At 53.9% G+C, this 12,627-nt stretch carries 9 protein-coding genes and 2 pseudogenes; 9 read left to right on the top strand and 2 right to left on the bottom strand.

Annotated elements, in window-relative coordinates:
- The 3 genes and pseudogenes from mrdB (at position 1) to Q5705_06970 (ending at position 3,381) form a co-directional block, all read left to right on the top strand.
- Entirely contained in the window at positions 1-1,113 is a 1,113-nt protein-coding gene (gene mrdB, locus Q5705_06980) for a peptidoglycan glycosyltransferase MrdB (GenBank protein WLI78288.1), read from the top strand.
- A 10-nt stretch (positions 1,114-1,123) separates the two neighbouring features.
- The gene (gene rlpA / locus Q5705_06975; GenBank protein ID WLI78287.1) at positions 1,124-2,296 is read left to right on the top strand and encodes an endolytic peptidoglycan transglycosylase RlpA; all 1,173 of its coding nucleotides are present in this window, start codon (positions 1,124-1,126) and stop codon (positions 2,294-2,296) included.
- A 137-nt stretch (positions 2,297-2,433) separates the two neighbouring features.
- Positions 2,434-3,381: pseudogene (locus Q5705_06970) on the top strand (serine hydrolase).
- Here the strand turns inward: Q5705_06970 and Q5705_06965 are convergent.
- A pseudogene (locus tag Q5705_06965) lies at positions 3,382-3,876 on the bottom strand (KUP/HAK/KT family potassium transporter).
- Between the two features lie 221 nt (positions 3,877-4,097).
- On the opposite strand from Q5705_06965, the gene ravA reads away from it, so the two are divergent.
- Positions 4,098-5,594 carry an ATPase RavA gene (ravA, locus tag Q5705_06960; GenBank protein WLI78286.1) on the top strand — a complete coding sequence of 499 codons (1,497 nt, stop codon included), beginning with the start codon at positions 4,098-4,100 and terminating at the stop codon, positions 5,592-5,594.
- Positions 5,588-7,039 (top strand): ATPase RavA stimulator ViaA, encoded by a 1,452-nt coding sequence (gene viaA, locus Q5705_06955; protein WLI78285.1) that lies wholly within the window; start codon positions 5,588-5,590, stop codon positions 7,037-7,039. Before ravA ends, viaA begins: the two co-directional genes overlap by 7 nt.
- On the opposite strand, the gene asnA is transcribed toward viaA, so the two are convergent.
- Positions 7,036-8,028 (bottom strand): aspartate--ammonia ligase, encoded by a 993-nt coding sequence (asnA, locus tag Q5705_06950; GenBank protein WLI78284.1) that lies wholly within the window; start codon positions 8,026-8,028, stop codon positions 7,036-7,038. The two genes, viaA and asnA, sit on opposite strands and share 4 nt — an antisense overlap.
- A 150-nt stretch (positions 8,029-8,178) precedes the next feature.
- Between asnA and asnC the strand changes: the two genes are divergently transcribed.
- The 4 genes from asnC (at position 8,179) to rsmG (ending at position 12,146) form a co-directional block, all read left to right on the top strand.
- Positions 8,179-8,637: a transcriptional regulator AsnC gene (gene asnC, locus Q5705_06945; protein WLI78283.1), complete on the top strand. Its 459-nt coding sequence runs from the start codon at positions 8,179-8,181 to the stop codon at positions 8,635-8,637.
- A 117-nt stretch (positions 8,638-8,754) separates the two neighbouring features.
- Positions 8,755-9,195: an FMN-binding protein MioC gene (mioC, locus tag Q5705_06940; GenBank protein ID WLI78282.1), complete on the top strand. Its 441-nt coding sequence runs from the start codon at positions 8,755-8,757 to the stop codon at positions 9,193-9,195.
- 382 nt (positions 9,196-9,577) lie between these two features.
- Positions 9,578-11,467 (top strand): tRNA uridine-5-carboxymethylaminomethyl(34) synthesis enzyme MnmG, encoded by a 1,890-nt coding sequence (gene mnmG, locus Q5705_06935; protein ID WLI78281.1) that lies wholly within the window; start codon positions 9,578-9,580, stop codon positions 11,465-11,467.
- A 55-nt stretch (positions 11,468-11,522) separates the two neighbouring features.
- Entirely contained in the window at positions 11,523-12,146 is a 624-nt protein-coding gene (gene rsmG, locus Q5705_06930) for a 16S rRNA (guanine(527)-N(7))-methyltransferase RsmG (GenBank protein WLI78280.1), read from the top strand.
- Positions 12,147-12,627: the final 481 nt, after the last annotated feature.

Here is a 12,627-nt window from a genome sequence, read left to right as displayed (position 1 = left end):
ATGACGGATAATCCGAACAAAAAATCGTTCTGGGATAAAGTCCATCTCGATCCAGCTCTGCTGCTCATCATCCTCGCGCTACTTTTTTACAGTGCGATGGTTATCTGGAGCGCCAGCGGTCAGGATATCGGCATGACCGAACGTAAAATCGGCCAGATAGCCATGGGTCTGGTCGTCATGGTGGTGCTGGCGCAGGTGCCGCCGCGCGTGTACGAAGGCTGGGCACCCTATCTCTATATTTTCTGCGTGATCTTACTGATTGCAGTGGATGCGTTCGGTGCCATTTCAAAAGGCGCGCAGCGCTGGCTCGATCTCGGCGTGGTGCGTTTCCAGCCTTCAGAGATTGCAAAAATCGCCGTGCCTCTGATGGTGGCGCGCTTCATTAACCGCGATGTTTGCCCCCCTTCCCTGAAAAATACCGGCATTGCGCTGGTGCTGATTTTTGTGCCTACGCTGCTCGTGGCGGCGCAACCGGATCTCGGCACATCAATTCTGGTGGTGCTCTCCGGGCTGTTTGTGCTGTTCCTCTCCGGCCTGAGCTGGCGGCTGATAGGCATTGCGGCGGTGCTGGTGGCGGCGTTTATTCCCGTGCTGTGGTTCTTCCTGATGCATGATTATCAGCGCCAGCGCGTCATGATGCTGCTCGATCCGGAAACCGATCCGCTCGGTGCGGGCTACCATATTATTCAGTCGAAAATCGCTATTGGTTCCGGCGGCCTGACCGGGAAGGGCTGGCTGCACGGTACACAGTCGCAGCTTGAGTTTCTGCCGGAGCGCCATACCGACTTTATCTTCGCCGTGCTGGCGGAAGAGCTTGGTCTGGTGGGGATCCTGATTTTGCTGGCGCTGTATGTGCTGCTGATTATGCGCGGATTGTGGATCGCTGCCCGGGCACAGACTACATTTGGTCGGGTGATGGCCGGTGGCTTGATGCTGATTCTGTTTGTTTATGTCTTCGTAAATATTGGTATGGTGAGCGGTATCTTGCCGGTGGTGGGTGTCCCGCTACCGCTGATCAGTTATGGGGGTTCCGCCCTGATTGTACTCATGGCCGGGTTTGGTATCGTTATGTCGATCCATACCCACAGGAAAATGTTGTCAAAGAACGTATAAGAGGTGCGCAATGCATAAGCTTTGGCCTGGGATCTGCATAGCGGCAGGGTTACTGGCGGCATGTTCGAATAACGATAATCAGCAGCAAACGATGGTCGCCCCCCAACCTGCCGTCTGCAACGGCCCCGTCGTTGAAATCAGCGGCGCAGAGCCTCACTACGAGCAGCTCAATGCGACGGCGAATCAGGATTACGAGCGTGACGGTAAAGGTTACAAAGTGGTGCAGGATCCGTCGACTTTCAGCCAGGCAGGCCTTGCCGCCATTTATGATGCGGAACCGGGCAGTAATCTGACCGCCTCTGGTGAAGCGTTCGATCCGATGCAACTGACAGCGGCGCATCCGACCTTACCGATCCCGAGCTATGCGCGCATTACCAACCTGGCAAATGGTCGCATGATTGTTGTGCGTATTAACGATCGTGGCCCGTACGGCACCGATCGCGTGATCTCCCTTTCGCGCGCCGCGGCCGATCGCCTTAACACCTCGAATAACACCAAAGTGCGTATCGACCCGATTATCGTTGCGCAGGATGGCTCCCTTTCAGGCCCGGGTATGGCCTGTACTAAAGTGGCGCAGCAGACCTATGTGCTGCCCGCTCGCCCGGATCTCAGCGGCGGCATGGGCAGCGCCACCGCTGAACCGCAGCCGGTTCAGCCGCAGAGCAATATCCAGCCTATCAGTAACGATACGCTGAAAAGTGATGATGCCACCGGTGCGCCAGTAAGCAGCGGCGGCTTCCTTGGGGCGCAAACGCCACTCGCTTCTGGCGTGCTGGAAAGCAGTGAAACCGCGCAACCGACTGCTACTACTCCAGTAACGCCAGTAACACAAACCGAACCCGTGGTTCAGACGGCTGCGCCTGCCAACCGCGCTTCCCCGGTCACCGCACCGGGTTCGGTACAGGGCTCTGTCCAGACAGCAACGCCAACAACCAGTGCGCCAGCGGTTTCCGCCAGCGGCAGCTATATGGTGCAGGTTGGCGCGGTGAGCGATCAGGCGCGTGCGCAACAGTATCAGCAACGTCTGGCGCAGCAATTTTCCGTGCCAGGGCGCGTGATGCAAAACGGTGCGGTATGGCGCGTGCAGTTAGGCCCGTTCAGTAATAAATCGGATGCCAGCGCTTTGCAGCAGCGTTTGCAAAATGAAGCGCAGTTACAGTCGTTTATTACCAGCGCGCAGTAATTGGGAAAGGTGTCTGACTGTGTCAGTTTATGTAAGCAACATTAACACTCTCATGCTGAAAGTCAGATGCCTGCCGGTATAGCTTTTGCTATAGTAAGGCTCTTTCTTAACTCCATCACGGATGTCGTTGTTCGACCATGAAGACCACTTTTTCCGCTCGTTTCGTGCAGCGCCTGGCGCTCACCACGGCGCTGACCGCAGCCACGCTCTCTGCTGCGCATGCCGATGACCTGAATATTAAAACCATGATCCCAGGCGTTCCGCAGATCGACGCGGAGTCCTATATCCTGATCGATTACAACTCCGGCAAAGTGCTGGCAGAACAAAACGCCGATGCGCGTCGCGATCCGGCAAGTCTGACCAAAATGATGACCAGCTACGTCATCGGCCAGGCGATGAAAGCGGGTAAATTCAAAGACAGCGATCTGGTGACTATCGGTAACGACGCGTGGGCAACCGGAAATCCGGTGTTCCGTGGATCTTCCCTGATGTTCCTCAAACCAGGCATGCAAGTGCCGGTTTCCCAGCTTATTCGCGGTATCAACCTGCAATCGGGTAATGACGCCTGCGTGGCGATGGCCGATTACGTTGCCGGAAGCCAGGACGCGTTTGTTGGCCTGATGAACAGCTACGTTAGCGCGCTGGGTCTGAAAAACAGCCACTTCCAGACCGTGCACGGCCTGGATGCCGATGGTCAGTTCAGCTCCGCACGCGATATGGCGCTGATTGGCCAGGCGCTGATCCGCGACGTGCCGAATGAATACTCTATCTATAAAGAGAAAGAGTTCACCTTCAACGGCATTCGCCAGACTAACCGTAACGGTTTGCTGTGGGATAACAGCCTGAACGTTGACGGGATCAAAACCGGTCACACGGATAAAGCCGGGTACAACCTGGTGGCTTCGGCAACCGAAGGCCAGATGCGTTTGATCTCGGCAGTAATGGGCGGTCGTACCTTTAAAGGCCGTGAAGCAGAAAGTAAAAAACTGCTGACCTGGGGCTTCCGTTTCTTCGAAACTGTCAATCCGTTGAAAGCGGGTAAAGAATTCGCTTCTGAGCCAGCCTGGTTCGGCGACAGCGATCGCGACCAACCCCGTACCGTGTTTCTGAATCATAAACAACAGCGTCAGGACAACAATCGACAGTGGCACAATCCAGGCGTCGAGCGACGGCGCGACAATCTCCAGGCCTTCTATTGCCGACATCACCGAAATGGCGGGCGTAATCACCACTTCGCCATAGAAGAAGCTGCCGCCAATCAGCCCCATGATCACCAGCACGGAGGTCATTCTGGCGGAGGTGTTGCGGCCAGCGAGGGACATCAGGGTTAAAATCCCGCCTTCACCGGCGTTATCTGCCCGCATGACAAAGGTCAGGTATTTAATGGAGACAACGAAAACCAGCAGCCAGAAGATCAGCGATAAGAAACCGAACACGGCATCGCGCTCAACGCCAAAGCCGAACTGGCCGGACAAACATTCACGAAGTGTATAAAGTGGGCTGGTGCCAATATCACCATAGACAACCCCAATTGCCGCGAGCGTGACTGCGGGTAACGATTGCTTATTATCAGTGCTCATAGACTAATCTTTTGATTGGATGCAAATGTGTGCTTAGTCCCTTGGCCCACAAAAAGCGCACAGTATGCACGATTATCGGCAGAATCGTACCCCTAAATGCAGCCACATTAATCTGGCGCAAAGAAAATAAAGCCGCGCTTCAGTCTATTACACGCACTTTCAGGAACGTTTATACTCGCTCTGACAAGCCGAATAACGCGGCGAAAGGACGCAGATTCATTATGGCTCACTTACATTTATTAGCAGAAAGAATTTCCCGCTTAAGCAGCGCGCTGGAAAAGGGGCTCTTTGAGCGTAGCCATGCGATTCGGCTCTGTTTGCTGGCCGCCCTGAGCGGCGAAAGCGTCTTTCTCCTTGGCCCACCGGGGATAGCCAAAAGCCTGATTGCGCGCCGCCTGAAATTTGCCTTCCAGCATGCCCGCGCCTTTGAATATTTAATGACCCGCTTCTCTACGCCGGAAGAGGTCTTTGGCCCGCTTTCTATTCAGGCGCTGAAAGATGAAGGGCGCTATGAGCGCTTAACCAGCGGCTATTTACCGGAAGCGGAAATCGTTTTTCTTGATGAAATCTGGAAAGCCGGTCCGGCCATCCTCAACACGCTACTTACCGCGATTAACGAGCGGCGCTTTCGTAACGGCGCGAGTGAAGCGAAAATCCCGATGCGCTTGCTGGTGGCCGCCTCTAACGAACTGCCGGAAGCCGACAGCAGCCTGGAAGCGCTGTATGACCGCATGTTGATTCGCCTGTGGCTGGACAAAGTGCAGGAGAAGAGCAACTTCCGCGCGATGCTTATCAACCAGCAGGATGAGAGCGAAAACCCGGTGCCCGTTGATTTGCAAATCACCGATGATGAATACACGCGCTGGCAATATGAGATAACGCAAGTCACTCTGCCCGAACACGTGTTTGAACTGATCTATACCCTGCGCCAGCAGCTCGATACTTTGCCAAATGCGCCTTATGTTTCCGACAGGCGCTGGAAAAAAGCGATTCGTCTGTTGCAGGCCAGCGCCTTTTTCAGCGGCCGCGAGTCGGTCGCTCCTGTCGATTTAATCTTGCTGAAAGATTGCCTGTGGCACGATGCAGAAGGCCTGCGCTTGATGCAGCAGCAATTAGAAATATTGATGACCGGGCACGCCTGGCAGCAGCAAGCAATGGCGACGCAACTGAGCGCTATCGTGCAGCGCCATTTACAGCTTCAGCAGCAGCAAAGCGACAAAACCGCGCTCAAAGTCAGTCGTCAGGGCGGCATGTTCAACCGCCGTCCCCATTACGATCTGCCGGCCTACCTGAACGAATCGGTGCTAACGCTCTTGTTACAGCAGCCGCTGAAACTGCACGATCTCAACGTTATTCACATCACGCTTGAGCGTAGCGCGCTGGAGCAGTGGCTGGCGAAAGGCGGCGAGATCCGCGGCAAGCTTAATGGTATTGGTTTTGCGCAACCGCTGAATATGGAAGTGGATGCCAGCCTGCATTTAGTGATCCGCGATGTCAGTTTGCAGGGATCGCGCCTTGCGCTACCGGGTACGACAACGGATAACGTTCCGGAAGAGATAAAACAGCAACTGGAAACACTGGACAACAACTGGCACCAGCAGCACACCCGCTTTAGCGAACAGCAGAAATGCCTGTTTATTCCTGGCGACTGGTTAGGTCGCATTGAAGCCAGCTTGCAGGATGTCAGAGCGCAGATCCAACAGGCGCGGCAATGCTAACGCTGGAAACACTCAATGTCATGCTTACCATCAGTGAAGAGGCGTTGATTGAAGATCTCATCGTCCTCCTGCTGGCTTCGCCGCAACTGGCGCTGTTTTTCGAAAAGTTTCCCAAACTCAAACACGCTATTACAGAAGATGTTCCCCGCTGGCGCGAAGCACTAAAAAAGCACCTGAAAGAAGCTGAAGTTCCGCAGGAACTGGCGCAGGAGGTGCTGAGCTATCAGCAGAACCAGTTGCTCTCCACCTCACAATTTACCGTGCAGTTGCCGCAAATCCTGGCGCTGCTCGATCAATTGCAATCCCCTTACGCGGCGCAGGCCCGGCAGATGATCGGAGATAACCCGGTCTTTTCTCCTGCCCTGCACACTCTGTTTTTACAACGCTGGCGGCTGAGCCTGGTAGTGCAAACTACCGCTTTTAATCAGCAGCTTCTGGAAGAGGAGCGGGAGCAACTGCTCAGTGAAGTGCAGGAGCGCATGACCCTCAGCGGCCAGCTTGAGCCGGTATTGATTGAAAATGAGAACGCCGCCGGTCGGTTATGGGATATGAGCGCCGGGCAGCTTAAGCGCGGCGATTACCAGCTAATTGTTAACTATGGCGATTTCCTCAAAGAGCAGCCGGAGCTTCAGCAACTGGCAGAACAGCTTGGTCGCTCGCGTGAAGCCCGATCCGTGCCACGCAAAGATGCGCCAATGGAAACCTTCCGCACCCTGGTGCGTGAACCGGCCACCGTCCCCGAACAAGTAGACGGGCTGCATCAGAGCGATGATATTTTGCGGCTTTTGCCGCCCGAACTGGCAACGCTCGGCATTACCGAACTGGAATATGAATTTTACCGGCGGCTGGTGGAGAAACAGTTACTGACGTACCGGCTGCACGGCGATGCCTGGCGGGAAAAGGTGACCGAACGTCCGGTCATTCATCAGCACGTTGATGAACAACCGCGCGGACCATTTATTGTCTGCGTGGATACGTCCGGCTCCATGGGCGGGTTTAATGAGCGGTGCGCAAAGGCGTTTTGTCTGGCGCTCATGCGCGTAGCGCTGGCGGACAAACGCCGCTGCTTTATTATGCTTTTTTCCAGCGAAGTGGTGCGTTATGAGCTGACCAGCGCGCAGGGGCTGGAGCAGGCGATCCGCTTTCTCAGCCAGCGCTTTCGCGGCGGCACCGATCTGGCGAGCTGTTTTCGCGCGGTGATCGAACGGATGCAGGGCGGGGAGTGGTACGACGCTGATGCGGTGGTTATTTCTGATTTTATCGCCCAGCGCCTGCCGGACGAGGTGATCAATAAGGTTAAGGAGCTACAGCATCTTCATCAACACCGCTTTCACGCGGTGGCGATGTCGGCGCATGGCAAGCCCGGTATCATGCGCATCTTTGACCATATCTGGCGCTTCGATACCGGGATGCGCAGCCGCCTGTTACGCCGCTGGCGGCGTTAGAGCAAATCGGCAACCTGTTCACGTACAGAGGTCGGCCATACACCGCACTGCACCTGGCCGATATGCGGTAATTGCAGCAGCAACATGGTGAGGCGCGACTGACCAATCCCGCCGCCGATGGTTTGCGGCATTTCACCACGCAGCAGCGCCTGGTGCCAGCCGAGTTGCAGCCGGTCTTCATCGCCGGTCAGCTTCAACTGGCGTTTTAACGCTTCGGCATCGACGCGAATCCCCATCGAAGAGAGTTCCAGCGCATCTTCCAGCGCCGGGTTCCACACCAGAATATCGCCGTTGAGGCCGCCAAAACCGGCTTCCGCTGGCGTGCTCCAGTCATCATAATCCGGTGCGCGAACATCGTGACGTTTGCCGTCGCTGAGCTTGCCGCCAATGCCCATCAGGAACACCGCGCCCAACTCTTTGGCGATCGCTTTTTCACGCCCTTTGGCATCGAGATCCGGGAAGCGGCTGAGCAGGGTTTCGCTGTGCACGAAGTGGATCTGCTCTGGCAGGAACGGTGCCAGACCAAATTGTTCGCTGACAGCGGCTTCGGTGGCTTTGATCCCGGCCCAGATCGCGTCTACCGTGGCTTTTAATGTTGCAAGCTCGCGCTGACCATCGCCCAGAACGCGCTCCCAGTCCCACTGATCAACATAGACAGAGTGAATCGGTGAGAGGCGGTCTTCATCCGGGCGCAGGGCTTTCATGTGCGTATACAGCCCTTCTCCGGCGCTGAAGTCATGCTGCCCCAGCGTCTGACGTTTCCATTTCGCCAGGGAGTGCACCACTTCGAAATGGGCATCCGGTAACGTTTTCACATTTACCTGTACCGCTTTTTCGCAACCCGACAGGTTATCTTGCGTGCCATCTCCCACGCGGCTGAGGATCGGCGCCTGGACTTCAATCAGGCCCAGCTTTTCTTCCAGTTGGCGGGAAAAGAAGGATTTCACGAAGGCAATCTGGCGTTGTTTTGCGATGTAAGCGGTTTTCATTATTTAACTCCTGTGTCCTGAGGCTTTCAATTAAGCAACAAAACAGCGTCACAACTCAATAAATCGCAATTAAAAAGACTAAAGCACTTTTGAATCGATAAAATACACGGCTAAAATAAAATGAATCCTCATTCTTCATAAGAAAATCATATGGAAAATTATCAGATCGACAATCTCGACCGCGGCATCCTCGAGGCGTTAATGGCGAATGCACGTACCGCCTACGCCGAACTGGCGAAACAATTCGGCGTCAGCCCCGGCACAATTCATGTGCGCGTTGAGAAGATGAAACAGGCCGGGATCATCACCGGTGCGCGCATTGATGTCAGCCCGAAGCAACTCGGTTACGACGTGTGCTGTTTTATCGGCATCATTTTGAAAAGCGCCAAAGATTACCCGTCTGCCCTGGCGAAGCTTGAGAGTCTGGAAGAAGTGACGGAGGCCTATTACACCACCGGCCACTACAGCATCTTTATTAAAGTCATGTGCCGCTCGATCGACGCGCTCCAGCAGGTACTTATCAACAAGATCCAAACAATTGATGAAATTCAGTCCACGGAGACGCTGATCTCCCTGCAAAACCCGATAATGCGCACCATCCGCCCGTAACCGGGCGTTTTCGTTAACGATCAATACCCATATTGTCCACAGGTAGATCCCAGCCCGTTCACAGCGTACAATACGTCCCAATTTGTCGCCGAAGGGCGAGTAAAACGGAGCGGGTTCATGGCAGACATTACTCTTATTAGCGGCAGCACCCTTGGCGGTGCTGAATACGTTGCGGAACATCTGGCCGAAAAGCTGGAAGAGGCAGGTTTCAGTACCGAGACGTTTCATGGCCCGCTATTAGATGATGTGCAGCCGCAGGGGATCTGGTTGGTGATCAGTTCCACCCATGGGGCGGGCGATCTGCCTGACAACCTGCAACCCTTCCTTGATGATCTCAACGAACAGAAACCGGATCTGTCGCAGGTGCGTTTTGGCGCTATCGGTATCGGCAGTCGCGAATATGACACCTTCTGTCAGGCGATTGAAAAACTGGATGCGGCATTGAAAGCAAACGGGGCCAAACAGATCGGTGAAACACTGAAGATCAACATCCTTGAACACGACATTCCTGAGGATCCGGCGGAAGAATGGCTGGGATCCTGGAAAAATTTACTCTGATTTGTGTAAAGATCGTGCGATCAGATGTGGATAACTATGCTTAAAAGGCCTTATTAACCAGTAGTTATCCAATGAATAACCGCAGTACAGTTTTTGAGTTGTGCATAACTACCCTTTTTGATCCCAGCTTATACGGTGCAGGATCACCGATCATTCACAGCTAATGATCCTTTCTAATAACTTGATCTTAAAGCGATGATCCAGGTTATCCACAAGGCATCGCGATCCTAATAAGAGATCACAATAGAACAGATCTCTCTACATAAAGATCTTCTTTTTAATACCCGGGATCCGATCCTTTCTCACTGGACTAAAGTTGAGTAGAATCCACGGCCCGGGGCTTCAATCCAATTTCTTAACCGCTCAGGCGAGGCATACCACCATGTTTTATCCGGATCCTTTTGACGTCATCATCATTGGCGGGGGTCATGCAGGCACTGAGGCCGCGATGGCCGCAGCGCGTATGGGTCAGCAGACTCTGCTTTTGACACACAATATCGACACCCTGGGGCAAATGAGCTGCAACCCGGCGATCGGCGGTATTGGGAAAGGACACCTGGTGAAAGAAGTGGATGCGCTTGGCGGACTGATGGCGAAAGCCATCGATCAGGCAGGCATCCAGTTTAGGATACTAAACGCAAGCAAAGGCCCGGCCGTTCGTGCAACCCGGGCACAGGCGGATCGCGTGCTTTACCGCCAGGCCGTACGCACTGCGCTGGAGAATCAACCGAACCTGATGATCTTCCAGCAGGCGGTTGAAGATCTGATTGTTGAAAACGATCAGGTGGTCGGTGTCGTGACCCAGATGGGGCTAAAATTCCGCGCCAAAGCGGTGGTGCTTACGGTCGGGACCTTCCTTGACGGCAAGATACACATCGGGCTGGATAACTACAGCGGTGGCCGCGCAGGCGATCCGCCGTCCATCCCGCTGTCGCGCCGTCTGCGTGAACTGCCGCTGCGCGTCAGCCGCCTGAAAACCGGCACGCCGCCGCGTATTGATGCGCGCACCATTGATTTCAGCGTGCTGGCGCAACAGCATGGCGATAACCCGATGCCAGTGTTCTCGTTTATGGGCAATGCTGCTCAGCATCCGCGTCAGGTACCATGCTATGTCACGCACACTAACGAAAAAACCCACGACGTGATTCGTAATAACCTCGATCGCAGCCCGATGTATGCCGGGGTGATCGAAGGGATTGGCCCGCGTTACTGCCCGTCAATTGAAGATAAAGTGATGCGTTTTGCCGATCGCAATCAGCATCAAATCTTCCTCGAGCCGGAAGGCCTGACCTCCAACGAAATTTACCCGAACGGTATCTCCACCAGCCTGCCGTTCGATGTGCAAATGCAGATTGTCCGCTCTATGCAGGGGATGGAAAACGCGAAGATTGTTCGTCCTGGCTATGCCATTGAGTACGATTTCTTCGATCCGCGCGATCTGAAACCGACGCTGGAAAGTAAATACATTCACGGGTTGTTCTTTGCCGGCCAGATCAATGGCACCACCGGTTACGAAGAAGCGGCGGCCCAGGGGCTGCTGGCAGGTTTAAACGCCGGGCGCTACTCGGCCGACAAAGAGGGCTGGGCTCCGCGTCGCGATCAGGCTTACCTGGGGGTGCTGGTGGACGATCTCTGCACGCTGGGAACCAAAGAGCCGTACCGCATGTTTACCTCCCGCGCGGAATACCGCCTGATGCTGCGTGAAGACAATGCCGATCTGCGTCTGACCGAAGCCGGTCGTGAGTTGGGTCTGGTGGACGATGAGCGCTGGGCGCGTTTCAACCAGAAACTGGAGACCATTGAGCGCGAACGTCAGCGCCTGAAATCCCAGTGGGTGTCGCCTGCATCCGAACATGCTCCTGCGGTTAACGCACAACTTACCGCGCCGCTCTCACGTGAGGCCAACGGTGAAGATCTGCTGCGTCGCCCGGAAATGACCTATGAGCAATTGGTACAGCTAACGCCATTCGCTCCGGGTCTGGAAGACCAGCAGGCAGCGGAACAGGTGGAAATCCAGGTGAAATATGAGGGTTACATTGCGCGCCAGCAGGATGAAATCGAAAAACAGCAGCGCAATGAAAACACGCTGCTGCCGGCAACGCTGGATTACCGCCAGGTGAACGGCCTGTCCAACGAGGTGATCGCGAAACTCAACGATCATAAACCGTCTTCCATTGGCCAGGCGTCGCGTATCTCCGGGATCACCCCGGCGGCAATCTCCATTCTGCTGGTGTGGCTGAAAAAACAGGGCATGCTGCGCCGTAGCGCTTAATTTTCGTATTCTGCCCGGTTTTTACCGGGCATTTTAATTTTCACAGGTATTCACCGTGCTCAACAAACTCTCTCGTCTGCTGGATGAAGCCGGCATTTCGCTGTCCGATCAACAACAACATCAGCTGGTTGCCTACGTCGAACTGCTGCACAAATGGAACAAAGCGTACAACCTGACCTCGGTACGCGATCCCAACGAGATGCTGATCCGCCATATTCTCGACAGCATCGTGGTTGCTCCCTGGCTGCAAGGGACGCGTTTTATCGATGTCGGTACTGGCCCTGGTCTTCCGGGCATACCGCTCTCCATCGTTCGCCCTGAATCCCACTTCACCCTGCTCGACAGCCTTGGAAAACGCGTACGCTTTTTGCGCCAGGTGCAGCATGAGTTGAAATTGAGCAATATCGAACCGGTACAGAGCCGGGTGGAAAACTTTCCTGCCGAACCGCCGTTCGACGGTGTTATCAGCCGCGCGTTTGCCTCGCTGAACGACATGGTGAGCTGGTGTCATCATTTGCCGGGCGAAGCGGGCCGCTATTACGCACTCAAAGGGCAGGTGCCAGATGATGAGATTGCGCTGTTACCTGCTGATTTAGCCGTAGAATCTATCGTTAAATTGTCTATTCCGCACCTGGACGGCGAGCGCCATTTGGTGATCGTTAAAACAAATAAAGTTTAATTTTTATCAAAAAATGTAGAATTCGTGCGGTTGCTGAAATGTTAAAAAACGACACTAAAAGCGGTGATACGTTCAGTTACATTTAACTAAATTTTTACCAGGATTTTTCTGACATTTAACGACGTAAATTCTGTTAACCGAGAAAATAATCAACAGCGAAAATATCAGTCCGCTACAAATCGGCAATGAGAACCAAATTCGCTTGTAAAATAATTATTAAAAATGTCAATGAAAGGTTTTCGGTATAGAGGTAGCTGTTTTAAAAAGAGTTGTGATAAATCGCCTTAAATTTCATAACGATGAAAAGAACCATAATCTTTGCACGTTTATTTGGGTTGACGCCTGTGTGTTTAATTTGTGACCGAGTGCACGCTTTGTTGGCAGGTTTTTCGCGTTATTTGCACTTTTGCCCGAAGGTTCACAGTTTATTCAAAAGTTTAAAAATAGCCCTCGGGAAAAATATTTAAACATTTATTCACCT

The organism is Kosakonia sp. H02 (assembly GCA_030704225.1).
Lineage (GTDB): Bacteria > Pseudomonadota > Gammaproteobacteria > Enterobacterales > Enterobacteriaceae > Kosakonia.
This window is presented reverse-complemented; position numbering and strand designations above follow the sequence as displayed.